The organism is Streptococcus oralis (assembly GCF_003942585.1).
Taxonomy (GTDB): domain Bacteria; phylum Bacillota; class Bacilli; order Lactobacillales; family Streptococcaceae; genus Streptococcus; species Streptococcus oralis_BE.
The window spans coordinates 94,126-119,646 of record NZ_RJNK01000001.1; the positions used below are offsets into that span (position 1 = coordinate 94,126).

Sequence of the window (25,521 nt, forward strand, 5' to 3'; positions counted from 1 at the left end):
CTATGCGAATTGGTTTATTTACTGACACCTATTTCCCTCAAGTTTCTGGGGTTGCGACCAGTATTCGAACCTTGAAGACAGAACTTGAAAAGCAAGGGCATGCAGTTTTTATCTTTACAACTACCGATAAAGACGTGAACCGATACGAGGATTGGCAAATTATTCGCATTCCGAGTGTCCCTTTCTTTGCATTTAAAGATCGACGATTTGCCTATCGTGGTTTTACAAAGGCGCTTGAAATCGCCAAGCAGTATCAACTTGATATCATTCATACCCAGACAGAATTTTCACTTGGTTTGTTAGGAATTTGGATTGCGAGAGAATTGAAAATTCCAGTTATTCATACCTACCATACCCAGTATGAAGACTATGTACATTACATTGCCAAGGGCATGCTAATTCGTCCGAGTATGGTAAAATATTTGGTGCGTGGCTTCCTTCATGATGTAGATGGCGTAATTTGCCCTAGTGAGATTGTTCGGGACCTTTTATCTAAATACAAAGTCAAAGTTGAAAAGCGTGTTATCCCAACTGGAATTGAGCTAGCTAAGTTTGAACGACCTGAGATCAAAGAGGAAAACTTGCAAGAACTTCGTTTGAAGTTAGGCATTCAGGAAGGCGAGAAAATGCTACTGAGCCTTTCGCGTATTTCTTATGAGAAGAATATCCAAGCAGTCATAGCCGCCTTTGCACAGGTTGTGAAAGAAGAAGACAAGGTGAAACTTGTTGTTGCTGGTGACGGTCCTTATCTGGACAGTCTGAAAGAGCAAGCAGTGAAATTAAACCTGCAAAAACATGTGATTTTTACAGGTATGATTCCTCCAAGTGAGACAGCCTTATACTATAAAGCTGCAGATTTCTTCATTTCTGCCTCTACTAGTGAAACCCAAGGATTAACTTATCTAGAGAGTTTAGCAAGTGGAACGCCTGTCATTGCTCATGGCAATCCTTATCTGGATAATCTGATCAGTGACAAAATGTTTGGAACCCTCTACTATGGAGAGCATGATCTTGCTGGTGCAATCTTGGAGGCCTTGATCGCCACTCCAGATATGGATGAGCAGAAGTTGGCTGACAAGTTGTATGAAATTTCGGCTGAGAATTTTGGGAAACGAGTTCATGAGTTTTATCTCGATGCGATGATTTCAAATAAATTTGAGCAGGAACTACGTGGCGACGAACCCATGACACAGCGATTCTTAAAAACTATTTTGTACCTACCTCAGCAGGCTGTTTCAGCTCCAGTTAAAGAGTCCAAACGAATATTAAAGGCTTCTAAAAAGCAATTGTCTAGCATCCGGGATTACTGGAGAGATTAGTAAAAATATAGGAGAATAAAATATGGCAAAAAAATTTATGAGAAGTGGTAGAGATCAAAAAATTGGAGGCGTTTGCGCAGGTGTAGCCCACTATTTTGATATTGACCCTACCATTGTCCGTGTGATTTGGGGCGTTCTTGCCTTTTGTTATGGGGCAGGGGTACTTGCTTACTTGATTTTATGGGTAATTGCACCTGTTTCTAGCGAATATTAAAAGAGAATCAGAATAGAACAAAGAGAAATAAAAAGGAGTCCAAATGGCTTTTGGAGATAATGGAAAACGTAAAAAAACAATGTTTGAAAAAGTAACGCTTTTTGTCGTGCTAATTATGTTGTTTGTAACCCTTGCTGGTATCTTTGCGACAGCGCTTGGAGCTTTTAGCAGATTCTAAGCAAGTTGCTAAGATAGGAACAATAACTAATGACTGGATTTTCCAGTCCTTTTTAAAGTGAGAAGAAAATATGAGTATGTTTTTAGATACAGCTAAGATCACAGTCAAGGCTGGTAATGGTGGCGATGGCATGGTCGCCTTTCGCCGTGAAAAGTATGTCCCGAATGGCGGTCCTTGGGGTGGTGATGGTGGACGTGGAGGTAACGTCGTTTTCGTTGTGGACGAAGGCTTGCGTACCTTGATGGATTTCCGCTATAACCGTCATTTCAAGGCCGAATCTGGTGAAAAAGGGATGACTAAAGGAATGCATGGTCGTGGTGCAGAAGATCTTCGTGTTCGCGTACCACAGGGGACTACTGTACGTGATGCAGAAACAGGTAAAGTCATTACAGACTTGATTGAACATGGTCAAGAATTTATCGTGGCCCATGGTGGTCGAGGTGGTCGAGGAAACATCCGTTTTGCGACACCAAAAAATCCTGCACCTGAGATTTCTGAGAATGGAGAACCAGGTCAGGAACGTGAGTTGCAACTGGAATTAAAGATCTTGGCGGATGTCGGCTTGGTCGGTTTCCCATCTGTTGGAAAGTCAACTTTGCTTAGTGTCATTACTTCAGCCAAACCAAAGATTGGTGCCTACCACTTTACGACGATTGTCCCAAATCTTGGGATGGTTCGTACCCAGTCAGGTGAATCGTTTGCTGTAGCGGACCTGCCAGGTTTGATTGAGGGAGCTAGCCAGGGTGTCGGCTTGGGGACTCAGTTCCTTCGTCATATTGAACGCACTCGAGTCATCCTTCATATCGTCGATATGTCGGCTAGCGAAGGACGTGATCCTTACGAGGATTACCTTGCTATCAATAAGGAATTAGAATCCTACAACCTTCGTCTCATGGAACGTCCGCAGATTATCGTAGCCAATAAGATGGATATGCCTGAAAGTCAGGAAAATCTGAAAACTTTTAAGGAAAAGTTGGCAGCAAACTACGACGAGTTTGAGGAACTTCCAGCTATCTTCCCTATTTCTGGGTTGACCAAACAAGGGTTGGCGACACTTTTGGACGCGACAGCCGAGTTGTTAGACAAGACACCAGAATTCCCGATTTATGATGAGGTCGATATGGAAGAAGAGGCGTACTACGGCTTTGATGAGGAAGAAAAAGCCTTTGAAATTAGTCGTGATGACGATGCAACATGGGTGCTTTCTGGTGAAAAACTCATGAAACTCTTTAACATGACCAACTTTGACCGTGATGAGTCTGTCATGAAGTTTGCTCGTCAGCTTCGTGGTATGGGGGTTGACGAAGCCCTTCGTGCGCGTGGAGCTAAGGATGGCGATTTGGTCCGAATCGGTAAATTTGAGTTTGAATTTGTAGACTAGGAGATTGATATGGGAGATAAACCGATATCATTCCGAGATGCAGATGGAAATTTTGTTTCTGCAGCAGATGTATGGAATGAAAAGAAACTAGAAGAATTGTTCAATCGTCTCAATCCCAAACGTGCTCTTAGATTGGCACGTACAAAGAAAGAAGAAACACAGTCATAGAAATAAAAATTCCCGTGATCTTTTGATCACGGGATTTGTTTTATTCACTAAAGAAAAATGGTGGCGCAAATTTTTTAAGAATTTCAAAGCAAGTCTGTGCTTCTTCAGCATTTTCACAGATAAGAAGGCAGACATCATCACCACACACGGTGGCAATGATTTGTTTAAAATCAAGTGCATCGAGAACAGCTCCAAACGATTGGGCAAGGCCTGGCAAGGTTTTGAGGACAACCTGATGTTGGACAGGGCGTAGCATGACCAAGCCATCTTCCATATAGTTTTCCAAGCGTTTTTCCCATTTGGAGATGGAACCAGTATTTAAAACATAGTAAGAATGATCTGCTTCGCGAACCTTTGAAAGGTTCATAGTCTTGATATCGCGTGAGAGAGTAGCCTGTGTGACTTGGATGTCGTTTTCAGCTAGTAAAGCTTGCAACTCTGCCTGTGTATGAATCTTATTTTTAGCTACAAGAGCGCGGATGAGTTGGTGTCTATGTTCAGATTTATTCATATGAGGCTGGCTCCTTTTATGAGGGGATGGTGATGGAGGATTGTGTGAGATCGACTGTTAAGTGATAGTCTGTATTATCACGGACAGTGATTTCAAAGTCGGTAGTATAGAGAACAAGGCGAAGTGTGTCACCTTTTTTCAGCTTGTAAATCGTAGGTTGTAGGGCAAATTGGATTTTCATCCATTTTTCAGCTTCTATACTCTCAACAGTTAGTAAATCATTTCGATTTTGTAAATTAAGGTAGCCTTTGGTGATGACACGTTGGGCGCTTGGAGTGAAAGGTAGTTCCAAGAGATTTTCAAGCATGTGGTAGCGACCGTTGTCAATGGTTCTAGCACTTAAAACAGCTGGATAAGGCTGTAGATATTTCTTTTGTCCAAGTTCTAGCAGTTGAGCAGATAATAATCCCTTGTTTGTACTTGATTTGACACGAAGTTTCAGCTCCACTCGCCCATTTAAGTGAATGTCTTGACTTACTGGAAGGTCAATGGTGATCTGATTGGCTTTTCCTTGGTAAAGTTCAGTGTTAAAGGTCTGGTAAGTCTTACCATAACGATCAAAATCTTTTTGATCATACTGGTTTTGAATCACCTTTTCTTCAGTTCCAAGAGAGAAGGTATGCAGTTCATCTTGCTTGCCAAAGTCATCGAGACTATGCCATATTTGAGGCTCAGTATTATCTTGCCAGATGACAGTAGGAAGTTGATAGTCTGTTGTAAGGCCTAACAATTTCTTGCTTAAGAGGGCATTCATGGATTCGCGGAAGTCAATTGACTGCCAGTTATTCATATAGACATGGGCACCATGATGGAAAAAGAGGTGCTTGCGAATATTGTCAGGAAGAGCATGAAACATCTGGTAAACATGAAGTGGTTTAACGTTCCAATCCTGAGAACCATGAGTAAAGACTACCTCAGCTTTAACCTTGTGAGCATTGAGTAGATAGTTGCGGTCATGCCAAAACTGATTGTAGTCACCAGTCTTGCGATCCAGTTTCTCTTTAACCTTCTCTAAATCTGCTTGATGAGCTTCATTAGCACGAATATAGTCACCAGCTAGGAGATTGCGGGAGTAGGTCAATTCAGCAAGTGAGTCAAAATCCTCACCTGGATAACCACCTGGGCTGGTTACCAGACCATTTTCCCGATAGTAGTTGTACCATGAGGAAATACCTGCTTCTGCGATGATCACTTCTAAGCCATCAACACCAGTGGTCGCAAGTCCATTGGACATGGTCCCTAGATAGGAAATTCCTGTTGTTGCGACTTTACCGTTTGACCAGTTAGCCTTAACTTGGCGCTTGCGCGTGTGGTCTGTGAAAGCACGACAACGCCCATTGAGCCAATCAATGACATTTTTATATGCCTCAATCTGCTGGTAGTCCCCATTGGTCATGAGACCTTGGGAATCTTTGGTTCCAACGCCCGATACATAGAGATTGGCAAATCCTCGGGGGAGGAAGTAATCGTTGAGAGTGTATGAACTATTGATATGAGATAGCTTTTCTTCAGCTTCTGAGACGACTTCTGCTTGACCAAAAGGTTCTACAAAATCAATCTCATGCTTCTCAAGTTCAATAATATGTGCAGGTTTAACCTCAAGCTCTCCTTCCATCTTGTAGAGAGCCTTGTCGCTAGCTTTGTCGTTAGTCCCTTGGTGATAAGGACTTGCAGTCATAAGAGCAGGGATCTGTCCATCATAGCGAGGACGAATAATGCTGACCTTGACTAAATCAGGGAGTCCGTCTTTATCAGTATCCACACGACTCTCAACATACACGACTTCACGAATGACATCATGAGTAGAGAAGGTTGCCAAGCTCTTACCGTTAAAGTAGTGGTAGTGATTGTCTTCTGAAATGAGTCCGTCACTAACAAGTTGGTCGATGAGCGTATTTCCCTTTTTGGTTCGAGTGTTGAGCAAATGGTAGAGATTTTCAATCAAATCTCCATAAATAATAGGAAAACCAGTTTTTTTACGGAATTGTTCGGTGTCTTCAAAGTCAACAAGATAGTTAAACCCTAAAAGTTGAAAAGCCACAGTATAAAAAATCTCAGGAGTCAGGTCACGATCTGACTGAAAGAAGGCAAGGAGATCAGTCTCCTTGTCAGCTGCTAGGACAGACAAAGGATAGTCGGTATTTTTATAAGTGAAAAAACTCCAGCGAACAAATTGTTCAAGTTGTTTTTTTGATGCTTGCTCTGGTACCAGCTTCAAACCAAGCTGGGATAACTCGCGCAAAACTTGCGAATGAGAAACGTGAAGATAGCTGAATTGATTAAAACGCATGGCGCTCTCCTTTAGAAATATTCTAAATTTAGTATATCAAAAATAAGGTAAAAAAGATATTGTTGACCTGTGATGAAGTCACTTTAAAAGGAATGGTCTTCTACCTTTTCATTCTAGTTTTTAAAATGGTATAATAGTACTATATATAAAGCAAGGGGGAGTAGAAATGATTGCACAGCTCGACACCAAGACTGTTTATAGTTTTATGGAAAGTGTGGTTTCGATTGAAAAATATGTACAAACAGCTAAAGAATACGGCTATTCTCACCTTGCTATCATGGATGTGGATAATCTCTATGGAGCCTATCACTTTTTAGAAGTGACTCGAAAATATGGAATCCAACCTTTAATTGGTCTTGAAATGACCTTGATTATAGACGAGAAGGCGCTTTCTTTCCGTTTTCTAGCCCTGTCTACTAAAGGTTATCAAGAGTTGATGAAGTTATCCACTTTAAAAATGACTGGACGAAAAAATTGGTCTGACTTTATCAGTCACCTTGAGGATGTTGCTGTTATTGTTCCTTATTTTGATGGAATCGATCAGCTGGATTTAGGTCATGATTATTTTATTGGGGTTAGTCCTGATACTCACCAAGAAGTCTTTACAAAACCCATTCTTCCACTTTATCAGGTCAACTCTTTTGAAAAAGAAGACCTACAGGTTTTACAAATCTTGTCGGCAGTCAAGGACAATGTCAGCCTAAGAGAAGTGGATGTGCATTCACAACAGGGAATCTTTCTACCAGCTTCGGACTTGGAAGCACGTTTTATGAATCGCTTCCCTCAGGCGCTTGCCAATCTTCAAGATTTGATAGAGAATGTAAGCTATCAAATCGACCCAAGTTTAAAACTTCCTCGCTTTAATCCTGAAAGACCAGCAGTGGAAGAGCTTCGAGCAAGAGCTGAGAAAGGCTTGATTGACAAGGGGCTAACCTCAGATATCTATCATGAGCGACTGAATGAGGAATTAGCTGTGATTCATGATATGGGATTTGACGACTATTTTCTTGTAGTTTGGGATTTGCTTCGTTTTGGACGTTCCCAAGGCTACTATATGGGAATGGGGCGTGGTTCTGCGGTTGGTAGCTTGGTGGCTTACTCACTTGACATCACAGGGATTGATCCAGTTGAGAAGAACCTGATTTTCGAGCGCTTTTTAAATCGTGAGCGTTACACCATGCCTGATATTGATATTGACATTCCGGACCTTTATAGACCAGAGTTCATTCGTTATGTTCGTGATCGCTATGGCAGTCAACACGTTGCGCAGATTGTCACTTATTCGACCTTTGGAGCAAAACAAGCGATTCGTGATGTTTTCAAACGTTATGGTGTTCCTGAGTACGAATTAACTAATATTACGAAAAAAATCAGTTTTCGAGATACGCTAACAACTGCCTATGAAAAGAATTTGCAATTTAGGCAGGTCATCAATAGTAAAATCGAATACCAAAAAGCTTTTGAGATTGCTCGAAAGATAGAAGGTTATCCTCGTCAGACCTCTATCCATGCGGCAGGAGTCGTTATGAGTGACCAAGACTTGACGGACTATATTCCTCTAAAATATGGTGAGGATATGCTCATCACCCAGTATGATGCTCATGGTGTTGAAGCCAATGGACTTCTAAAAATGGATTTCTTGGGCTTACGTAACTTGACTTTCGTACAAAAAATGCAGGAATTGCTTGCGGAATCAGAAGGTATACATCTAAAAATCGAAGAAATTGATCTGGAAGACGAAGAAACTTTGGCTCTCTTTGCAGCTGGAAATACTAAAGGTATTTTCCAATTTGAACAACCTGGAGCTATTCGGCTCTTAAAACGAGTTCAGCCGCAAGTCTTTGAAGAGGTAGTTGCAACGACCTCGCTCAACAGACCAGGGGCAAGCGATTATATAGATAATTTTGTGGCTCGTAAGCATGGCAAAGAAAAGGTGACGGTGCTAGATCCTGCCTTGGAGGACATCCTGTCATCAACCTACGGTATTATGCTCTATCAAGAGCAGGTCATGCAGGTAGCTCAGCGTTTTGGAGGTTTCAGTCTTGGTAAAGCAGACATTCTCAGAAGAGCTATGGGGAAGAAAAATGCTAAAGAGATGCATTTGATGAAGGAAGATTTTATCATAGGAGCTATGAAACTGGGGCATTCAGAAGAAAAAGCCAACCAAGTTTTTGCAGTGATGGAAAAGTTTGCGGGCTATGGATTTAACAGATCCCACGCCTATGCCTACTCAGCACTGGCTTTCCAGCTTGCTTATTTCAAGACACACTATCCTGCTATTTTCTTCCAAGTCATGTTGAATTATTCAAGCAGTGATTACATTGTAGATGCATTGCAGATGGGCTTTGAAGTAGCTTCCTTAGCAATCAATAGTATTCCCTATCATGATAAGATTGCTCAGAAGAAAATCTATCTTGGTTTAAAAGCCATTAAGGGACTGCCTAGAGATTTGTCTTACTGGATTATTGAAAATCGTCCCTTCTCAAGCATTGAAGATTTCGTCACACGTCTTCCCAAGAATTACAAGAAACTGTCGCTTTTAACGCCTTTGGTTGAACTGGGGCTTTTTGATGAATTTGACAAGAATCGCCAGAAAATCTTAGTGAACCTACCAAACTTATTTGTCTTTGTTGAGGAGTTGGGAGGTCTCTTTGCGGATACAAACTATAGTTGGACTGAAGCTGATGATTTTACTGAGGCAGAGAAATTTTACAAAGAGCAGGAACTGATTGGCATAGGTATCAGTCCCCATCCTCTCCAAACTCTTGCCAAACAAGCCCTATATCCGACGACGCCAATCACTAATCTAACCGAGGGAGCTCAAGCCACTCTCCTAGTTGAAGTTCAAAAGATTAAAGTGATTCGAACCAAGAAAGGCGAGAGTATGGCCTTTCTACAGGTTCATGACAGTAAGTCTAGGCTGGATGTAACTGTATTTTCTGACCAATATCGAAAATTCGCCTCCATCTTATCTGAAGGAAAATTCTACTATATCAATGGCAAGGTTCAATCCCGCGAAGGTCGTCTGCAAATGATTGCACAAGATTTGAAAGAAGCAGTCGCTGAACGATTCTGGATTCAAGTTAAAAATCACGACTACGATAAGGAAATTTCAACCATTTTAGAACAACATAAAGGCCCTATTCCTGTTATTATCAGGTATGTAGAGGAAGAAAAAACAATTGTTTCCTCCTGTCATTTTGTAAAAAAAGACCCTGCTTTACAGGAAAAATTAGAGGGAATTGCTATGAAAACGATTTATCGCTAAAAATACGAAAAATAGAAGAATTTTCAAATGAAATGTGGTATAATCAATAGGAATGTTAAAAGAAAAAGGAGCAAAACCAAATGAAACGTATTGCTGTTTTGACTAGCGGTGGAGACGCCCCTGGTATGAACGCTGCCATCCGTGCAGTAGTTCGTCAAGCAATCTCAGAAGGAATGGAAGTCTTTGGTATCTATGATGGATACGCAGGGATGGTTGCCGGTGAAATCTATCCACTTGATGCTGCTTCAGTTGGAGACATCATTTCACGTGGTGGTACTTTCCTTCACTCTGCTCGTTACCCTGAGTTTGCACAACTTGAAGGTCAACTTAAAGGGATTGAGCAGTTGAAAAAACACGGGATCGAAGGTGTCGTTGTAATCGGTGGTGACGGTTCTTATCACGGAGCTATGCGCTTGACTGAGCATGGATTCCCAGCTATCGGTCTGCCTGGCACAATTGATAATGATATCGTAGGTACTGATTTCACAATTGGATTTGATACTGCAGTTACTACTGCAATGGATGCGATTGATAAGATTCGTGATACATCATCAAGTCACCGTCGTACTTTCGTTGTAGAAGTAATGGGACGTAACGCTGGTGATATCGCACTTTGGGCAGGTATTGCTACTGGTGCCGATGAAATCATTATTCCTGAAGAAGGCTTCAAGATGGAAGAAATCGTAGCTAGCATCAAAGCTGGTTATGAACACGGTAAGAAACACAACATCATTGTTTTGGCGGAAGGTGTTATGTCAGCAGCTGAATTTGGTCAAAAACTAAAAGAAGCTGGAGACACTAGTGACCTTCGTGTAACTGAACTTGGTCACATCCAACGTGGTGGTTCACCAACTGCGCGTGACCGCGTCTTGGCGTCACGCTTGGGAGCACATGCTGTTAAACTTCTCAAACAAGGAATCGGTGGTGTCGCTGTTGGTATTCGTAATGAGAAAATGGTTGAAAATCCAATTCTTGGAACAGCAGAAGAAGGAGCTTTGTTTAGCTTGACTGAAGATGGCAAGATCGTGGTGAACAACCCGCACAAAGCTGATCTTGAACTGTCTAGCTTGAACAAGAGCTTGTCCTAATCAACTTTCATAAATCTAGTAAAATGACCAGAAGGTCAAATTATATAAAGGAGTCACAAATCATGAATAAACGTGTAAAAATCGTTGCAACTTTGGGTCCTGCGGTTGAAATCCGTGGTGGAAAGAAATTCGGTGATGACGGATACTGGGGTGAAAAACTTGACGTTGAAGCTTCAGCAAAAAACATTGCTAAATTGATTGAAGCGGGAGCTAACACTTTCCGTTTCAACTTCTCACACGGTGACCACCAAGAACAAGGTGAACGTATGGCAACTGTTAAACTTGCAGAAAAACTTGCAGGTAAAAAAGTTGGTTTCCTTCTTGATACAAAAGGTCCTGAAATCCGTACTGAATTGTTTGAAGGTGACGCAAAAGAATACTCATACAAAACTGGTGAAAAAATCCGTGTTGCAACTAAACAAGGAATCAAATCAACTCGTGAAGTGATTGCTTTGAACGTTGCTGGTGCTCTTGATATCTACGATGATGTTGAGGTTGGTCGCCAAGTATTGGTTGACGATGGTAAACTTGGTCTTCGTGTTGTTGCAAAAGACGATGTAACTCGTGAATTTGAAGTAGAAGTTGAAAACGACGGAATTATCGCTAAACAAAAAGGTGTAAACATCCCTAACACTAAAATTCCTTTCCCAGCTCTTGCTGAACGTGACAACGATGATATCCGTTTCGGTTTGGAACAAGGTATCAACTTCATCGCGATCTCATTTGTACGTACTGCTAAAGACGTGAATGAAGTTCGTGCAATCTGTGAAGAAACTGGTAACGGTCACGTTCAATTGTTCGCTAAAATCGAAAACCAACAAGGTATCGACAACTTGGATGAAATCATTGAAGCTGCTGACGGTATCATGATTGCTCGTGGTGACATGGGTATTGAAGTACCATTCGAAATGGTTCCAGTTTACCAAAAAATGATTATTACAAAAGTAAATGCAGCTGGTAAAGTCGCCATCACAGCAACAAACATGCTTGAAACTATGACTGAAAAACCACGTGCCACTCGTTCAGAAGTATCAGACGTATTCAACGCTGTTATCGACGGTACTGACGCGACTATGCTTTCAGGTGAGTCTGCAAACGGTAAATACCCACTTGAATCTGTTCGTACAATGGCAACAATTGACAAGAATGCTCAAACCCTTTTGAAAGAATACGGTCGTTTGTCATCAGTTAACTTGGCACGTAATTCTAAGACTGAAGTTATGGCATCAGCTGTTAAGGATGCGACAAATTCTATGAATATCAAGTTGGTGGTTACTCTTACTAAGACAGGTCACACTGCTCGTTTGATTTCTAAATACCGTCCAGATGCTGATATCTTGGCAATCACTTTCGATGAATTGACTCAGCGTGGTTTGATGCTTAACTGGGGAGTTATTCCAGTAACAACTGATCGCCCATCAAACACTGATGATATGTTTGATCTCGCTGAAAGAATTGCAGTTGAGCAAGGTTTGGTAGAATCTGGTGATGATATTGTTATCGTTGCAGGTGTGCCACTTGGAGAAGCTGTTCGTACAAACACAATGCGTATCCGTACAGTACGTTAATCTAAACTTTTAAAAGCCTATCATACCAAGCTTTTGTGCTTGTATGATGGGTCTTTTTTCTATTTTAAAAGATAAAAAGAGAGAGATTTTTATTAAACAGAAATGGGAAAAATAAGAGAACTATGGTATAATAGAATGTAAAGACCTTTTTAGTAAATTTTGAAAGAGTATAACATGAGAAAAATTGTCATCAATGGTGGACATCCATTGCAAGGTGAGATCACCATTAGCGGTGCTAAGAATAGTGTTGTAGCATTAATCCCTGCTATTATACTGGCAGATGATGTTGTCACTTTGGATTGTGTTCCAGATATTTCAGACGTTGCTAGTCTTGTAGAGATTATGGAAATCATGGGAGCGAAAGTAAAACGCTACGATGATGTTTTGGAGATTGATCCTAGAGGTGTTCAAAATATTCCAATGCCTTACGGCAAGATCAATAGCCTTCGTGCATCTTATTATTTCTATGGAAGTCTGTTAGGTCGCTTTGGTGAAGCTACAGTTGGACTTCCTGGTGGATGTGATTTGGGACCTCGTCCGATTGACCTTCACTTAAAAGCTTTTGAAGCCATGGGAGCCAAGGTGAGCTATGAGGGAGACAATATGAATTTGTCTGCCCAAGGTAAGGGACTTTACGGCGCAAGTATCTACATGGACACTGTCAGCGTTGGTGCAACTATTAACACCATGATTGCTGCAGTAAAAGCTAAGGGACGGACTGTTATTGAAAATGCGGCTCGTGAACCAGAAATCATCGATGTAGCTACCCTTTTGAACAACATGGGGGCTCACATTCGTGGTGCAGGGACTGATATTATCATTATTGATGGTGTCGAGAAACTTCATGGAACTCGTCACCAAGTAATCCCAGATCGTATCGAAGCTGGAACCTATATTTCACTTGCTGCAGCGGTTGGTAAAGGAATCCGTATTAACAATGTTCTCTATGAGCATTTAGAAGGTTTTATCGCCAAACTAGAGGAAATGGGCGTTCGCATGACAGTCTCTGAGGATAGTATCTTCGTTGAAGAACAGTCTGATTTGAAGGCCATCAATATTAAAACTGCCCCCTATCCAGGATTTGCAACGGATTTACAACAACCAATCACACCACTTTTACTAACAGCTCAAGGTCGTGGTACTATTATTGATACCATTTACGAAAAACGTGTCAATCATGTCTTTGAATTAGCAAAAATGGATGCAGATATTGCGACTACAAATGACCATATTTTCTACACTGGTGGGCGAATTCTACATGGTGCCAAGGTGAAAGCTACAGACTTGCGAGCTGGTGCTGCACTTGTGATTGCTGGACTGATGGCTCAAGGCCAGACTGAAATTACAAATATTGAGTTTATCCTTCGTGGCTACTCAGATATTATTGAAAAATTACGTAGTCTTGGAGCAGATATTACACTCGTCGAAGACTAAGCCGTTGAGGTGATTATGAATATTTGGACCAAATTAGCAATGTTTTCTTTCTTTGAAACGGAACGCTTGTATTTGCGTCCTTTCTTTTTTAGTGACAGTCAAGCGTTTTACGATATTGCTTCAAATCCGGAAAATCTGCAGTTTATTTTTCCCAGTCAAGCAAGTTTGGAAGAAAGTCAGTACGCACTTGCTAACTATTTTATGAAGAATCCTCTGGGTGTTTGGGCAATTTGTCTCCAAGGAAATCAGGAAATGATTGGTTCCATCAAGTTTGAAAAAATAGACGAAATCAAAAAAGAAGCAGAGATTGGATATTTCTTAAAAAAGGATTCTTGGTCACAAGGTTTTATGACAGAAGTAGTTACCAAACTTTGTCAGCTTTCATTTGAAGAATTTGGTCTAAAACAATTATCCATTATCACTCATTTAGAGAATCAAGCTAGTCAAAAAGTAGCCTTAAAATCGGGCTTTAGTCTCTTCCGACAGTTTAAGGGGAGCGATCGCTATACACGAAAAATGAGGGACTATCTTGAATTTCGATACATAAAAGGAGAATTCAATGAGTAAACACCAGGAAATCTTAAGTTATCTGGAAGAGTTACCAATAGGAAAACGTGTCAGCGTTCGCAGTATTTCCAATCATTTGGGTGTTAGTGATGGAACGGCTTATCGTGCTATCAAAGAAGCTGAAAATCGTGGAATTGTAGAAACCCGTCCTCGTAGTGGAACCATTCGTGTCAAATCTCAGAAAGTGGCTATTGAGAGACTAACCTATGCTGAAATTGCTGAAGTCACCTCCTCTGAAGTTTTAGCTGGTCAGGAAGGGTTGGAGAGAGAGTTTAGCAAATTTTCCATTGGGGCTATGACAGAGCAAAATATCCTGTCTTATCTCCATGATGGTGGTCTTTTGATCGTCGGAGACCGTACTCGTATTCAACTTTTAGCTCTGGAAAATGAAAATGCTGTCCTTGTAACGGGTGGCTTTCATGTGCACGAGGATGTACTGAAACTTGCTAATCAGAAAGGAATTCCTGTTTTACGAAGTAAGCATGATACTTTTACAGTTGCGACCATGATCAACAGAGCTCTCTCAAATGTTCAAATCAAAACCGATATTCTGACAGTTGAAAAGCTCTATCGTCCTAGCCATGAGTATGGTTTCTTAAGAGAAACGGACACAGTGAAAGATTATCTAGACTTGGTACGCAAGAATCGAAGTAGTCGTTTCCCTGTCATCAATCAGCACCAAGTGGTTGTTGGGGTTGTTACCATGCGTGATGCAGGAGACAAATCACCCAGTACGACGATTGATAAGGTGATGACGCGTAGCATTTTCGTAACAGGATTAGCGACCAATATTGCCAATGTCAGTCAACGAATGATTGCAGAAGACTTTGAGATGGTTCCGGTAGTGAGAAGCAATCAAACTTTGCTCGGAGTTGTAACGAGACGAGATGTCATGGATAAGATGAGCCGCTCTCAGGTTTCGGCTTTGCCGACTTTTTCAGAGCAAATCGGTCAGAAGTTGTCTTATCATCACGACGAAGTTGTGATTACAGTTGAGCCTTTTATGCTTGAGAAAAACGGGGTTTTGGCAAATGGTGTTCTTGCTGAAATTTTAACTCATATGACACAGGATTTGGTGGCAAATAGCAGACGCAATCTCATCATCGAGCAGATGCTAATTTACTTCTTGCAGGCTGTTCAGATAGATGATACTTTGCGGATTCAGGCACGCATTATTCACCACACGAGACGCTCAGCCATTATTGATTATGATATTTATCATGGTCATCAAATTGTATCAAAAGCAAATGTTACAGTTAAAATCAATTAGAATCTAGGAGAAAAAATGATAACTTTAAAATCAGCACGTGAAATCGAAGCCATGGACAAGGCTGGTGATTTCCTAGCTAGTATCCATATTGGCTTACGCGATTTGATTAAACCAGGCGTGGATATGTGGGAAGTTGAAGAGTACGTTCGTCGACGCTGTAAAGAGGAAAATTTCCTTCCTTTACAGATTGGCGTGGATGGCGCAGTCATGGATTATCCCTATGCCACTTGTTGCTCTCTCAATGACGAAGTTGCTCATGCTTTTCCACGTCATTACATCTTGAAAGATGGCGATTTGCTCAAGGTTGATATGGTTCTTGGTGGTCCGATTGCCAAATCAGACCTCAATGTATCTAAACTCAACTTCAACAATGTTGAGCAAATGAAAAAATACACTCAAAACTATACTGGCGGTCTAGCAGACTCATGTTGGGCTTATGCGGTTGGTAGACCTTCTGAAAAAGTGAAGAACTTGATGGATGTGACCAAGGAAGCTATGTATATAGGGATTGAGCAAGCAGTTGTTGGAAATCGTATCGGCGATATCGGTGCTGCCATTCAAGAATACGCTGAAAGTCGCGGTTACGGTGTCGTACGTGATTTGGTTGGTCATGGTGTTGGACCAACTATGCACGAAGAGCCAATGGTCCCTAACTACGGTGTAGCAGGTCGTGGACTCCGTCTCCGTGAAGGAATGGTACTAACCATTGAACCCATGATCAATACTGGTGACTGGGAAATTGATACAGATATGAAGACTGGCTGGGCTCATAAGACTATAGATGGCGGCCTATCTTGTCAATATGAACACCAGTTCGTGATTACTAAAGACGGTCCTGTTATCTTGACTAGTCAAGGTGAAGAAGGAACGTATTAAAATGAAAGGAGCTTAGCTCCTTTTTTGTTTCAAGTTTAGATAAAATAGACAAGCGTAGCAAAGTTGTCACAAATTTTTTCTTTTGTAGTAAAATAAGATTAGAATTTTGTGAAAGTAGGTAATTCGTTGGAGTCGATTATATTTCTAGTATCCGTTTTTTTAGCTGGTGTTTTGTCCTTTTTTTCACCCTGTATTTTCCCTTTGCTACCAGTCTACGCTGGTATTTTACTGGATAATCAGGGAAATTCGAAAAGCTTTCGATTTTTTGGAAGAGAGGTTGCATGGTCGGGCTTAATTCGGACCTTGTGCTTTATTGCTGGAATCTCCCTCATTTTCTTTATTTTGGGATTTGGAGCTGGTTTCCTAGGACATATGCTCTATGCTGACTGGTTTCGTTATGTTATGGGAGCAGTCATTATCCTCTTGGGCCTTCACCAGATGGAAATTTTGCATTTCAATAAACTGGAAGTTCAAAAAACAGTCACCTTCAAAAAATCACAGTCGAATCACTATCTGTCAGCCTTCTTGCTTGGGATAACCTTTAGTTTTGGTTGGACTCCTTGTATCGGACCGGTTTTAAGTTCGGTCTTGGCTCTTGCAGCTTCCGGAGGGAATGGTGCTTGGCAAGGAGCCGTGTTAACATTAGTATATACATTGGGAATGGCCCTTCCTTTCATTGTTTTGGCCTTGGCTTCGGGCTTGATTATGCCCTATTTTAGTAAATTAAAACCCCATATGATTCTACTAAAGAAAATCGGGGGAGCTTTGATTATTTTGATGGGATTATTATTAATGCTAGGGCAGTTAAATGCCTTGTCAGGAATTCTTGGATAAAAGGAGAAAAAGATGAAAAAAGTTATTTTTACGGGATTGAGCCTCATGTCTTTATTTTTATTGATTGCCTGTGGTGAAAAAGAAACCAAACAAACGGAAAGTCCCAAACAGTCTACTGTACAACAAATCGCAGTAGGAAAGGATGCGCCAGACTTCACCTTGCAGTCCATGGATGGTAAAGAAGTCAAGTTATCAGACTATAAAGGGAAAAAAGTCTATTTGAAATTCTGGGCCTCTTGGTGTGGACCTTGTCGAAAGAGTATGCCCGAGTTGATGGAATTAGCTGCAAAACAAGATCGAGATTTTGAAATACTAAGTGTCGTCGCACCAGGTCTACAAGGTGAAAAAACAGTTGAAGAGTTTCCGAAATGGTACCAAGAACAAGGCTACAAGGATATACCAGTTCTATATGATACCAAGGCAACTACCTTCCAAGCCTATCAAATTCGTAGTATTCCAACAGAATACCTGATTGATAGTCAAGGAAAAATCGGAAAAATCCAATTTGGTGCTATTAGCAATGCTGATGCAGAAGCAGCATTTAAAGAAATGAAATAAAATAAAGAAAAAATCGCGATTGTTCGCGATTTTTTTATAGTTTTTCATTGATAAAGCGGATAAATTGATTCCACCAAACCTTCAAAAAGAAGGCTTTTTCTACTTTCTTTTCAGAAACCATTTCAAAAGATGGTTTATCGGAAGTGAGGTAGCCTTGACCCACCAAATCTTGGTCATCATAGGTTAGATGACCAACAACAGTTTCAGCTTCTAGTGGCGCTGTCTCTGCCTTAGTTTTTGGAGTGAACTGCAGGCTTGATGATGCTCGACTTCCCAATCGTTGTATGACAGTGATATCAGATTTAGCAACAGCAGTTACGGTATCTTCCTTCCCATCAAGTACAGAAACTTTGCTATCTTTGTAGGCCTCTCCCTTCTGGACAATTGTTTTGAGAGCATAATTAGATGTTATATAGTCCAAAAGAGAAGAAGTAGCAGTAAAGCGAGCGTAAGGATTGCTGCTTTGCTGGTCAGCATTTAAGACAACTGTGATGATTCGCATACCTTTTTCGGTAGTTGTTCCAACGAAAGAAGCTCCCGCCTTGTCTGTTGTACCAGTTTTGAGCCCATCAACTCCACCTCGATATGCTGGCATTCCTTCCAACATATAGTTAGTAGAGTGAATTTCCATACCAGCAAATGTTGATGAAGATTTCTTGGTGATTTCTAAAACTTGAGGGTAATCTCGGATGAGGTTTCGAGCGATGATTGCAACATCGTAAGCGCTTAGCTTGTTCTCCTCATCCTTTTTAGAACCAGGATAGATATTATTTCCAAGTGTTTCGTTATTAAGTCCAGTAGTATTGACAATAGTAGCATCTTTGATACCCCATTCAAGAAGTTTCGCCCTCATCTTGTCAACGAAGTCTTTCTCTGAACCAGCAATTTTTTCAGCAAGAGCAATGGCTGCACTATTGGCACTTGATACTAGAGTTGCTTCCAATAATTGTTCCACTGTATACTTGCGCGCTTCCATAGGGACATTACTCGCCTCAGAATTGGTTGTGAGTTGGTATGGATAGTCAGAGATATCAACTGGGGTAGATAGGCTAATTGTACCTTGTTCCAAGGCTTCATAGACTAGGTAGACAGTGAGAATCTTGGTGATAGAGGCAATTTCAACAGCTTGAGTAGCATCTTTTTCGTAGAGAATTTTCCCAGTGTTTGCTTCAACAGCAATGGCATGCTTGGCAGCAACATCAAAATCTTGCGCAGATACAGTAGGAATGGCTGTGCCAAAAATGATAAGAGTTAGTAAGGATAAAATTATTTTCTTCATAGTAGTTTTATTCTATCACAAAGCGAAAAAATATTCTCGTTTTTATAGTAAAGCCATCTTATCTTTTTGAAGAATTATGGTAAAATAGAAAGAAGGAGGCGCCTATGTTCTGTAGAAACAAGTTATTTTTTTGGACAGCTGAAATTTTACTATTAACTCTTATTTTCTACCTTTGGAGAGAGATGGGAGCGATTGTCACACCTTTTGTGATGGTAGCTAATACCATTATGATTCCATTTTTGCTCGGAGGATTTTTCTATTACCTGACAAATCCCATCGTAACATTTTTAGAAAAGAAATGTAAAGTCAATCGTTTGATAGGTGTGCTCATCACTCTTTGTGCCTTGATTGGTACAATAGTAGTAGGGGTAGTCTACTTGCTACCGATTTTGATCAATCAGTTGACAAGCTTGATTATTTCTAGCCAGAATATCTATAGCCGCTTGCAAGATTTGATATATGATTTATCAATGAATCCAATCTTTCAAAATATTGATATTCAAAAAACCATTCAACAGTTGAATTTATCTTACGTTGATATTTTACAAAACATTCTCAACAGTGTGAGCAATAGTTTAGGCAGCGTTCTTTCAGCCTTGTTTAGTACTGTTTTGATTCTCATTATGACACCAGTCTTTTTGATTTATTTCTTGCTTGATGGTCATAAGTTCCTCCCGATGTTGGAACGAACAGTCCTAAAACATGATAAATTAAACTTCTCCAGTCTCTTGAAGAATTTGAACGCTACTGTAGCACGTTATATCAGTGGAATTGCGATTGATGCTGTCATAATCGGATGTTTGGCTTATGTTGGTTATAGTGTTATTGGCTTGAAGTACGCCTTAGTCTTTGCTATTTTTTCTGGCATTGCCAATCTGATTCCCTATGTTGGTCCAAGTATCGGTCTGATTCCTATGATTATCGCCAATGTCTTTACTGATCCGCACAGAGTTCTCATTGCAGTAATTTATATGCTGATTATTCAACAGGTGGATGGGAATATCCTCTACCCTCGTATTGTCGGAGGGGTTATGAAGGTTCATCCAATCACCATTCTGGTTCTTCTCTTACTTTCTAGCAATATTTACGGTGTTATCGGAATGATTGTAGCAGTGCCAACTTATTCTATCCTAAAAGAAATTACTAAGTTCTTGGCGAAATTATATGAAAATCATAAAGAAGCAAAAGAAAAAGGACTGGAAAAATCAGAATCAATCTAAAAATCAGGGAGACCTGATTTTTTTTGATAAAAAGACTTGAGGTTAGTCTGGTCAAAAGTGTTTAAAATGAATCCGTTGGAAAAGGAAAAGAATGGGAAAGTGTGAGATTTAGAATAATTCACAAAATGTGTGTAAAACACTTGCAATTTAGCTGAAATTTGATAAAATAGTAAGGAAAGTTAGACTGTATTGCCTACTGTCTATCTATAAAATATATTTTATTGGAGGCTTTTACTCAAATGGCAAAAGAAAAATACGATCGTAGTAAACCACACGTTAACATTGGTACTATCGGACACGTTGACCACGGTAAAACTACCCTAACTGCAGCTATCACAACTGTTTTGGCACGTCGCTTGCCTTCAGCAGTTAACCAACCTAAAGACTATGCGTCTATCGATGCTGCTCCAGAAGAACGCGAACGCGGTATCACTATCAACACTGCACACGTTGAGTACGAAACTGAAAAACGTCACTATGCCCACATCGACGCTCCAGGACACGCGGACTACGTTAAAAACATGATCACTGGTGCCGCTCAAATGGACGGAGCTATCCTTGTAGTAGCTTCAACTGACGGACCAATGCCACAAACTCGTGAGCACATCCTTCTTTCACGTCAGGTTGGTGTTAAACACCTTATCGTCTTCATGAACAAAATTGACTTGGTAGACGACGAAGAATTGCTTGAATTGGTTGAAATGGAAATCCGTGACCTCTTGTCAGAATACGACTTCCCAGGTGACGATCTTCCAGTTATCCAAGGTTCAGCTCTTAAAGCCCTTGAAGGTGACTCTAAGTACGAAGACATCATCATGGAATTGATGAACACTGTTGATGAGTACATCCCAGAACCAGAACGTGATACAGACAAACCATTGCTTCTTCCAGTCGAAGACGTGTTCTCAATCACTGGACGTGGTACTGTTGCTTCAGGACGTATCGACCGTGGTACTGTTCGTGTCAACGACGAAATCGAAATCGTTGGTATCAAAGAAGAAACTCAAAAAGCAGTTGTTACTGGTGTTGAAATGTTCCGTAAACAACTTGACGAAGGTCTTGCTGGAGATAACGTAGGTGTCCTTCTTCGTGGTGTTCAACGTGATGAAATCGAACGTGGACAAGTTATCGCTAAACCAGGTTCAATCAACCCACACACTAAATTCAAAGGTGAAGTCTACATCCTTACTAAAGAAGAAGGTGGACGTCACACTCCATTCTTCAACAACTACCGTCCACAATTCTACTTCCGTACTACTGACGTTACAGGTTCAATCGAACTTCCAGCAGGTACTGAAATGGTAATGCCTGGTGATAACGTGACTATCGACGTTGAGTTGATCCACCCAATCGCCGTAGAACAAGGTACTACATTCTCTATCCGTGAGGGTGGACGTACTGTTGGTTCAGGTATGGTTACAGAAATCGAAGCTTAATTCGATTAAGTTCCCAGAAGAACAATTATTTAAGTCAGACACTAAAAGAATCTTGCTTTGCAAGGTTCTTTTTTTATTCTTGCTCTATTTGAAGTGCTTCTACTCTAGCGGTATAATCGTTTTTTTGGTATAATAAAAGTTATGGAAATTGAAAAAACCAATCGTATGAACGCCCTTTTTGAATTTTATGCGGCGCTTTTGACAGACAAGCAGATGAACTATATAGAACTCTATTATGCTGATGATTATAGTCTGGCTGAGATTGCTGAAGAGTTCGGTGTTAGTCGCCAGGCTGTCTATGATAATATCAAGCGGACAGAAAAGATTCTAGAAGATTATGAGATGAAATTGCACATGTATTCAGACTACATTGTCCGCAGTCAGATTTTTGATCAGATCTTGGAGCGTTATCCTAAGGATAACTTTCTGCAGGAGCAGATAGAAATTTTAACAAGCATTGACAATCGGGAGTAATCATGGGCAGTCTAGTTATTTATCAAGGATTACCTTGCAAACTATTAGCCGCAGAGGAACCATTTCCTACTCGACTACAGATTATCTCGCCCAGTGATATCTCCAAAGCTATGCAAATAGGTTTTAGCTGTTGGGGATATCCAAATGAAATCATGAAAGAAATCACACCTGAAGAACTTGAGTGTTTGCAACATTTCGGACGATTTCCACTGAATTGAGTAAATAGGAGAAAAAAATGGCATTTGAAAGTTTAACAGAACGTTTGCAGAACGTCTTTAAAAATCTACGTAAAAAAGGAAAAATCTCTGAGGCGGATGTCCAAGAAGCAACTAAAGAGATTCGTTTAGCCTTGCTTGAAGCCGACGTTGCTTTGCCTGTTGTAAAGGCCTTTATCAAGAAAGTTCGTGAACGTGCAGTCGGACACGAGGTCATTGATACCCTCAATCCTGCCCAACAGATTATTAAAATCGTTGATGAGGAATTGACTGCTGTTTTAGGTTCTGATACTGCTGAGATTATCAAGTCACCTAAGATTCCGACAATCATTATGATGGTCGGTTTGCAGGGGGCTGGTAAAACAACCTTTGCCGGTAAATTGGCTAACAAACTCAAGAAGGAAGAAAATGCACGGCCTTTGATGATTGCGGCGGACATCTATCGTCCTGCTGCTATTGATCAGCTGAAAACACTTGGACAGCAGATAGATGTGCCTGTCTTTGCACTTGGAACAGAAGTGCCAGCTGTTGAGATTGTTCGCCAAGGTTTGGAGCAAGCACAGGCCAATCACAACGACTATGTCTTGATTGATACGGCAGGACGTTTGCAGATTGACGAACTCTTGATGAATGAGCTTCGTGACGTAAAAGCATTGGCTCAACCAAACGAAATTCTGCTCGTAGTTGATGCCATGATTGGTCAAGAAGCGGCCAATGTTGCCCGTGAGTTTAATGCTCAGTTGGAAGTGACTGGGGTCATCCTTACCAAGATTGATGGGGATACTCGTGGCGGTGCTGCTTTGTCCGTTCGCCATATCACTGGTAAACCAATCAAGTTCACTGGTACAGGTGAAAAGATAACAGATATCGAAACCTTCCACCCAGACCGTATGTCAAGCCGTATCCTCGGCATGGGGGATATGCTGACCTTGATCGAGAAAGCTTCTCAAGAATACGATGAGCAAAAAGCCCTTGAAATGGCTGAGAAGATGCGTGAAAACACCTTTGATTTCAATGATTTCATTGATCAATTAGATCAGGTGCAAAACATGGGGCCAATGGAAGACTTGCTCAAGATGATTCCAGGTATGGCTAACAATCCAGCCCTTCAAAATATGAAGGTAGATGAGCGTCAGATTGCGCGCAAACGTGCCATTGTGTCTTCGATGACACCTGAGGAGCGTGAAAACCCTGATCTGTTAAATCCAAGTCGTCGCCGTCGTATCGCTGCGGGTTCTGGAAATACCTTTATCGAAGTCAATAAATTCATCAAGGACTTTAACCAGGCTAAACAGCTCATGCAAGGTATCATGTCTGGAGATATGAATAAGATGATGAAGCAAATGGGAATCAATCCAAATAACCTCCCTAAAAATATGCCAAATATGGGAGGCATGGATATGTCTGCCCTTGAAGGCATGATGGGACAGGGTGGCATGCCAGATATGTCAGCTCTTGGAGGAGCAGGAATGCCAGATATGAGCCAGATGTTTGGTGGTGGACTCAAAGGTAAAATCGGCGAATTTGCTATGAAACAGTCTATGAAACGTATGGCCAACAAAATGAAAAAAGCTAAGAAAAAACGTAAATAAAAAGGGAAGCAGAAGTGCTTTCCTTTTTTATATAAAATATGTGCTTTCTATGATTAGACAATTTTCTTAATCGAAAAATTGACTAAATAGAAAGAGTGATTTCAAAGCCTTGCATCCATTCGGATTTTACTGTAATTTCGATTTTTAAAGCATCTGCTAACTGTTTGACCAGATAGAGGCCCATGCCTGTTGATTTTTTCCTGGTATCTCCCGAGTCTCCTGTAAATCCTTTTTCAAAGATATGAGGGAGGTCGCAAGCTTTAACTCCGCAGCCATTATCCCTAATAATCAGACTTGTGCACCCCTTGTCCTTTGACATAGAAATACTGAGTTCGGGCTTGTCAGAGCTATATTTAAGGGCGTTGGCGAGGATTTGAGAGAGGATAAATTCAAAACTGCGTTGATCGGTGTAGCATATTCCTTGTATGTTTTCTACCTTAATCGTAAATTTCTTTTCTTTGAGTAAGGGATCAAAATTTTCCAATAGATCTTGGATACATTCTTCCAAGTCAAGGTCTTCAAATAGAAAATCATTTTTCTCACTTTTCACCCTGTAATAGAATAGGATCTGTGATACATTTCCTTGGATTTGATTTCTCACATAGTCCAACTTAAAAGCTGTATCCTTCGGCAACTGGTCGCTTTGATTGTCTAAAAGGAGGGAAAGAAGCGACAGAGGGAGTTTGATTTCATGAGCCCATTTTTCAACATAGTCCTCATACTCGGCTAGCAATGAGTTGAGTTTTCCTATTTCAGCTTGCTTTTGATAAAGTGTATCTGCCATTTTTTCAATGCTTTCTTTCTCTGAGGCACTTGATAAATGCAATAATTCCAGCTCAGTATCGACCTTGGGATTGGCTATGAAGGCTTTATAGGCAGCGGATTTTTTTCTTTCTTTTCTTATCAGTAGGAATGATAGGATGAAAAAGAGCAGGACGGTGGCTAAAATATAGAGAAGGATGAGGGCCTGAAACATTCTCACATCTGAAAGCCAAAGCAGGACAGCTGTAAATAGATCAAATGCTAAGAGAACAAGTAACCAAGGTAGGTAAGCAGTAAGATAGTTTAGATTATGTTTCATCTTGCCTTTCCTCTTCCAATTTGTAACCAATACCTCTGACAGACTTAACTTGAAGGGCAATGCCAGCCTGTTTCATCACCTTTTTGAGCCTTGCAATATTTACTTGAAGAGCATTTTCATCGATGAACTCAGTTGTATTCCACAGTTTCATGCTTAGTTCTTCTTTTGTGACGACAGAATCAGTTGCCACTAATAAGGTTTCTAACAGTTTCCCTTGATTTTGGGGGAGTAAAATCGAATGTCCGTTGATATAAAGGGTATAGGTATTTCGATCCAGCAGGAAATTATCTTTTTCAAGTAGATTTTGTCTGCCTTCATAGCGTTTCAAGATATTTTCTATACGTGCCAAAAATCTTTCTTTCTTGAAAGGCTTTGTTAGGTACTCATCTGCCCCTAATTTTAGGGCGTAGATCTTATCTTTTAGTTGTTCACGGGAGGTGAGAACCAATATGGGCACAGAGCGTTTTGACTTGAGATTTTTACAAATTTGAAAACCTGTTTCTCCTGGCAAATTCAAATCCAGTATGATTAGATCCGTATCGTATTGTAGCACTTGCTGGCTTGTATCTTTGAAGTCAGTCAACTTATCAACTTGATAACCCGCTTTCTCTAACAAGATGACAATTTCATCTCGAATCAAGGCTTCATCTTCAATAACGAGAATATGCTTCATATCGGTTCCTCCTTTTCCTAATTTATT

The 25,521-nt window shown here is 40.7% G+C and carries 24 protein-coding genes; 19 read left to right on the forward strand and 5 right to left on the reverse strand.

Annotation, left to right across the window (positions count from 1 at the left end; all coding sequences use genetic code 11):
- The first annotated feature begins 2 nt into the window (after nt 1-2).
- From D8862_RS00495 to D8862_RS00515, 5 genes are all read left to right on the forward strand, one after another.
- Nucleotides 3-1,319, forward strand: coding sequence for a glycosyltransferase family 4 protein (locus D8862_RS00495; protein ID WP_125448281.1), 1,317 nt, complete (start codon nt 3-5; stop codon nt 1,317-1,319).
- A 22-nt stretch (nt 1,320-1,341) separates the two neighbouring features.
- A complete protein-coding gene (locus D8862_RS00500; RefSeq protein WP_001074503.1) occupies nt 1,342-1,533 on the forward strand; it encodes a PspC domain-containing protein in 192 nt (63 codons plus the stop codon).
- Between the two features lie 43 nt (nt 1,534-1,576).
- Complete coding sequence (locus D8862_RS00505) at nt 1,577-1,711, forward strand: DUF4044 domain-containing protein (protein ID WP_000863854.1); 135 nt, start codon at nt 1,577-1,579, stop codon at nt 1,709-1,711.
- A gap of 70 nt (nt 1,712-1,781) precedes the next feature.
- Entirely contained in the window at nt 1,782-3,092 is a 1,311-nt protein-coding gene (gene obgE / locus D8862_RS00510) for a GTPase ObgE (protein WP_125448282.1), read from the forward strand.
- A gap of 9 nt (nt 3,093-3,101) precedes the next feature.
- Nucleotides 3,102-3,260: a hypothetical protein gene (locus tag D8862_RS00515; protein ID WP_125448283.1), complete on the forward strand. Its 159-nt coding sequence runs from the start codon at nt 3,102-3,104 to the stop codon at nt 3,258-3,260.
- Nucleotides 3,261-3,300: 40 nt separating this feature from the next.
- On the opposite strand, the gene D8862_RS00520 is transcribed toward D8862_RS00515, so the two are convergent.
- Both D8862_RS00520 and D8862_RS00525 read right to left on the reverse strand, forming a co-directional pair.
- The gene (locus D8862_RS00520; protein WP_125448284.1) at nt 3,301-3,771 is read right to left on the reverse strand and encodes an arginine repressor; all 471 of its coding nucleotides are present in this window, start codon (nt 3,769-3,771) and stop codon (nt 3,301-3,303) included.
- A gap of 16 nt (nt 3,772-3,787) precedes the next feature.
- Nucleotides 3,788-6,061 (reverse strand): Xaa-Pro dipeptidyl-peptidase, encoded by a 2,274-nt coding sequence (locus D8862_RS00525; RefSeq protein WP_125448285.1) that lies wholly within the window; start codon nt 6,059-6,061, stop codon nt 3,788-3,790.
- 166 nt (nt 6,062-6,227) lie between these two features.
- Here D8862_RS00525 and D8862_RS00530 point away from each other — a divergent pair, with 166 nt between their 5' ends.
- The 9 genes from D8862_RS00530 (at nt 6,228) to sdbB (ending at nt 17,524) form a co-directional block, all read left to right on the forward strand.
- Nucleotides 6,228-9,329, forward strand: coding sequence for a DNA polymerase III subunit alpha (locus D8862_RS00530; RefSeq protein WP_125448286.1), 3,102 nt, complete (start codon nt 6,228-6,230; stop codon nt 9,327-9,329).
- Between the two features lie 80 nt (nt 9,330-9,409).
- Entirely contained in the window at nt 9,410-10,417 is a 1,008-nt protein-coding gene (gene pfkA, locus D8862_RS00535) for a 6-phosphofructokinase (protein WP_125448287.1), read from the forward strand.
- Nucleotides 10,418-10,479: 62 nt separating this feature from the next.
- Nucleotides 10,480-11,985, forward strand: a complete 1,506-nt coding sequence (pyk, locus tag D8862_RS00540; RefSeq protein WP_125448288.1) for a pyruvate kinase — start codon at nt 10,480-10,482, stop codon at nt 11,983-11,985.
- A gap of 174 nt (nt 11,986-12,159) precedes the next feature.
- Nucleotides 12,160-13,419 carry a UDP-N-acetylglucosamine 1-carboxyvinyltransferase gene (locus D8862_RS00545; protein ID WP_125448289.1) on the forward strand — a complete coding sequence of 420 codons (1,260 nt, stop codon included), beginning with the start codon at nt 12,160-12,162 and terminating at the stop codon, nt 13,417-13,419.
- 15 nt (nt 13,420-13,434) lie between these two features.
- Nucleotides 13,435-13,986 (forward strand): GNAT family N-acetyltransferase, encoded by a 552-nt coding sequence (locus D8862_RS00550; protein ID WP_125448290.1) that lies wholly within the window; start codon nt 13,435-13,437, stop codon nt 13,984-13,986.
- Nucleotides 13,979-15,256 (forward strand): CBS-HotDog domain-containing transcription factor SpxR, encoded by a 1,278-nt coding sequence (gene spxR / locus D8862_RS00555; RefSeq protein ID WP_125448291.1) that lies wholly within the window; start codon nt 13,979-13,981, stop codon nt 15,254-15,256. Before D8862_RS00550 ends, spxR begins: the two co-directional genes overlap by 8 nt.
- A 15-nt stretch (nt 15,257-15,271) precedes the next feature.
- Complete coding sequence (locus D8862_RS00560; RefSeq protein ID WP_125448292.1) at nt 15,272-16,132, forward strand: methionyl aminopeptidase; 861 nt, start codon at nt 15,272-15,274, stop codon at nt 16,130-16,132.
- A 126-nt stretch (nt 16,133-16,258) separates the two neighbouring features.
- Nucleotides 16,259-16,966, forward strand: a complete 708-nt coding sequence (gene ccdA2 / locus D8862_RS00565) for a thiol-disulfide oxidoreductase-associated membrane protein CcdA2 (protein ID WP_125448293.1) — start codon at nt 16,259-16,261, stop codon at nt 16,964-16,966.
- A 12-nt stretch (nt 16,967-16,978) separates the two neighbouring features.
- On the forward strand, nt 16,979-17,524 hold the full coding sequence (gene sdbB / locus D8862_RS00570; protein WP_125448294.1) for a thiol-disulfide oxidoreductase-associated lipoprotein SdbB: 546 nt from the start codon (nt 16,979-16,981) through the stop codon (nt 17,522-17,524).
- Nucleotides 17,525-17,558: 34 nt separating this feature from the next.
- Here the strand turns inward: sdbB and pbp3 are convergent, their stop codons facing one another.
- Nucleotides 17,559-18,803 carry a D-alanyl-D-alanine carboxypeptidase PBP3 gene (pbp3, locus tag D8862_RS00575; RefSeq protein WP_125448295.1) on the reverse strand — a complete coding sequence of 415 codons (1,245 nt, stop codon included), beginning with the start codon at nt 18,801-18,803 and terminating at the stop codon, nt 17,559-17,561.
- Between the two features lie 104 nt (nt 18,804-18,907).
- Between pbp3 and D8862_RS00580 the strand changes: the two genes are divergently transcribed.
- The 5 genes from D8862_RS00580 (at nt 18,908) to ffh (ending at nt 23,740) form a co-directional block, all read left to right on the forward strand.
- The gene (locus tag D8862_RS00580; protein ID WP_125448296.1) at nt 18,908-20,023 is read left to right on the forward strand and encodes an AI-2E family transporter; all 1,116 of its coding nucleotides are present in this window, start codon (nt 18,908-18,910) and stop codon (nt 20,021-20,023) included.
- A gap of 239 nt (nt 20,024-20,262) precedes the next feature.
- Nucleotides 20,263-21,459: an elongation factor Tu gene (gene tuf / locus D8862_RS00585; RefSeq protein ID WP_001040719.1), complete on the forward strand. Its 1,197-nt coding sequence runs from the start codon at nt 20,263-20,265 to the stop codon at nt 21,457-21,459.
- A 141-nt stretch (nt 21,460-21,600) separates the two neighbouring features.
- A complete protein-coding gene (locus D8862_RS00590) occupies nt 21,601-21,933 on the forward strand; it encodes a putative DNA-binding protein (RefSeq protein WP_000402071.1) in 333 nt (110 codons plus the stop codon).
- A 2-nt stretch (nt 21,934-21,935) separates the two neighbouring features.
- The gene (locus D8862_RS09650) at nt 21,936-22,151 is read left to right on the forward strand and encodes a 2-oxoglutarate:acceptor oxidoreductase (RefSeq protein ID WP_125448297.1); all 216 of its coding nucleotides are present in this window, start codon (nt 21,936-21,938) and stop codon (nt 22,149-22,151) included.
- Between the two features lie 17 nt (nt 22,152-22,168).
- On the forward strand, nt 22,169-23,740 hold the full coding sequence (gene ffh, locus D8862_RS00600) for a signal recognition particle protein (protein WP_125448298.1): 1,572 nt from the start codon (nt 22,169-22,171) through the stop codon (nt 23,738-23,740).
- 82 nt (nt 23,741-23,822) lie between these two features.
- Here the strand turns inward: ffh and D8862_RS00605 are convergent, their stop codons facing one another.
- Together D8862_RS00605 and D8862_RS00610 are read right to left on the reverse strand one after the other, a co-directional pair.
- Complete coding sequence (locus D8862_RS00605; RefSeq protein ID WP_125448299.1) at nt 23,823-24,821, reverse strand: sensor histidine kinase; 999 nt, start codon at nt 24,819-24,821, stop codon at nt 23,823-23,825.
- Complete coding sequence (locus tag D8862_RS00610) at nt 24,811-25,494, reverse strand: response regulator transcription factor (RefSeq protein WP_125448300.1); 684 nt, start codon at nt 25,492-25,494, stop codon at nt 24,811-24,813. Before D8862_RS00610 ends, D8862_RS00605 begins: the two co-directional genes overlap by 11 nt.
- Nucleotides 25,495-25,521 lie beyond the last annotated feature (27 nt).

Excerpts from the sequence above, each read along its gene's own strand:
- D8862_RS00590 (WP_000402071.1), top strand. The coding sequence starts at position 21,601 with ATGGAAATTGAAAAAACCAATCGTATGAACGCCCTTTTTGAATTTTAT.
- pyk (WP_125448288.1), top strand. The coding sequence starts at position 10,480 with ATGAATAAACGTGTAAAAATCGTTGCAACTTTGGGTCCTGCGGTTGAA.
- pfkA (WP_125448287.1), top strand. The coding sequence starts at position 9,410 with ATGAAACGTATTGCTGTTTTGACTAGCGGTGGAGACGCCCCTGGTATG.
- tuf (WP_001040719.1), top strand. The coding sequence starts at position 20,263 with ATGGCAAAAGAAAAATACGATCGTAGTAAACCACACGTTAACATTGGT.
- D8862_RS00560 (WP_125448292.1), top strand. The coding sequence starts at position 15,272 with ATGATAACTTTAAAATCAGCACGTGAAATCGAAGCCATGGACAAGGCT.
- spxR (WP_125448291.1), top strand. The coding sequence starts at position 13,979 with ATGAGTAAACACCAGGAAATCTTAAGTTATCTGGAAGAGTTACCAATA.
- obgE (WP_125448282.1), top strand. The coding sequence starts at position 1,782 with ATGAGTATGTTTTTAGATACAGCTAAGATCACAGTCAAGGCTGGTAAT.
- D8862_RS00520 (WP_125448284.1), bottom strand. The coding sequence starts at position 3,771 with ATGAATAAATCTGAACATAGACACCAACTCATCCGCGCTCTTGTAGCT.
- D8862_RS00500 (WP_001074503.1), top strand. The coding sequence starts at position 1,342 with ATGGCAAAAAAATTTATGAGAAGTGGTAGAGATCAAAAAATTGGAGGC.
- D8862_RS00605 (WP_125448299.1), bottom strand. The coding sequence starts at position 24,821 with ATGAAACATAATCTAAACTATCTTACTGCTTACCTACCTTGGTTACTT.
- ffh (WP_125448298.1), top strand. The coding sequence starts at position 22,169 with ATGGCATTTGAAAGTTTAACAGAACGTTTGCAGAACGTCTTTAAAAAT.
- pbp3 (WP_125448295.1), bottom strand. The coding sequence starts at position 18,803 with ATGAAGAAAATAATTTTATCCTTACTAACTCTTATCATTTTTGGCACA.
- D8862_RS09650 (WP_125448297.1), top strand. The coding sequence starts at position 21,936 with ATGGGCAGTCTAGTTATTTATCAAGGATTACCTTGCAAACTATTAGCC.
- D8862_RS00610 (WP_125448300.1), bottom strand. The coding sequence starts at position 25,494 with ATGAAGCATATTCTCGTTATTGAAGATGAAGCCTTGATTCGAGATGAA.
- D8862_RS00580 (WP_125448296.1), top strand. The coding sequence starts at position 18,908 with ATGTTCTGTAGAAACAAGTTATTTTTTTGGACAGCTGAAATTTTACTA.
- D8862_RS00525 (WP_125448285.1), bottom strand. The coding sequence starts at position 6,061 with ATGCGTTTTAATCAATTCAGCTATCTTCACGTTTCTCATTCGCAAGTT.
- D8862_RS00515 (WP_125448283.1), top strand. The coding sequence starts at position 3,102 with ATGGGAGATAAACCGATATCATTCCGAGATGCAGATGGAAATTTTGTT.
- sdbB (WP_125448294.1), top strand. The coding sequence starts at position 16,979 with ATGAAAAAAGTTATTTTTACGGGATTGAGCCTCATGTCTTTATTTTTA.
- D8862_RS00505 (WP_000863854.1), top strand. The coding sequence starts at position 1,577 with ATGGCTTTTGGAGATAATGGAAAACGTAAAAAAACAATGTTTGAAAAA.
- D8862_RS00495 (WP_125448281.1), top strand. The coding sequence starts at position 3 with ATGCGAATTGGTTTATTTACTGACACCTATTTCCCTCAAGTTTCTGGG.
- D8862_RS00545 (WP_125448289.1), top strand. The coding sequence starts at position 12,160 with ATGAGAAAAATTGTCATCAATGGTGGACATCCATTGCAAGGTGAGATC.
- D8862_RS00550 (WP_125448290.1), top strand. The coding sequence starts at position 13,435 with ATGAATATTTGGACCAAATTAGCAATGTTTTCTTTCTTTGAAACGGAA.
- D8862_RS00530 (WP_125448286.1), top strand. The coding sequence starts at position 6,228 with ATGATTGCACAGCTCGACACCAAGACTGTTTATAGTTTTATGGAAAGT.